Annotated in this window: 1 protein-coding gene; it reads left to right on the top strand. The window is 64.6% G+C overall.

Annotated elements, in window-relative coordinates; all coding sequences use genetic code 11:
* The coding region (locus tag D5S18_RS01935; protein WP_147403814.1) for a ketoacyl-synthetase C-terminal extension domain-containing protein at positions 1-570 on the top strand (570 nt) is incomplete at both ends.

The raw sequence follows: 570 nt of genomic DNA, 5'->3' as shown, positions 1-570 counted from the left end.
CTCATGGGACTGGGACCGCGCTGGGTGATCCGATCGAAGCGCAAGCACTACTGGCGACTTACGGGAGTGGGCGTGATTCGGATCGTCCGTTGTGGTTGGGGTCGTTGAAGTCCAATATCGGTCACACCCAGCACGCTGCGGGGGTGGCTGGTGTGATCAAGATGGTGATGGCCATGTGGCACGGGGTGCTGCCACGGACCTTGCACGTCGATGCCCCGTCCTCACATGTGGACTGGGCTAGCGGCGCAGTTCGGTTGCTGACCGAGTCCAGCCCGTGGGGCGAGGAGGGCCGAACCCGACGAGCAGCGGTGTCCGCTTTTGGCATCAGCGGCACCAATGCGCACCTAATCCTTGAACTGGCGCCGGTTGTCGACGAGCAGGCACCGGTTGATGAACCTGCTGACCTGATCGGTTTTGCCGAGGTGGGTGGGGATGTTGCTGACGCGTTGGTGTGGGTGTTGTCGGGGCGTGGTGGGGAGGCGTTGGCTGGGCAGGCGCGGCGGTTGGGGCGGTATTTGGAGCGGTGTCCGGATCTCGGCGTGGCCGATGTGGCGCGGTCGTTGTTGGGGC

Origin of the sequence: Nocardia panacis (assembly GCF_003598715.1) — a bacterium.
GTDB lineage: Bacteria > Actinomycetota > Actinomycetes > Mycobacteriales > Mycobacteriaceae > Nocardia > Nocardia panacis.
The sequence above is the reverse complement of the archived record's forward strand: the minus strand, read 5'-3'. Positions and strand labels throughout refer to the sequence as shown.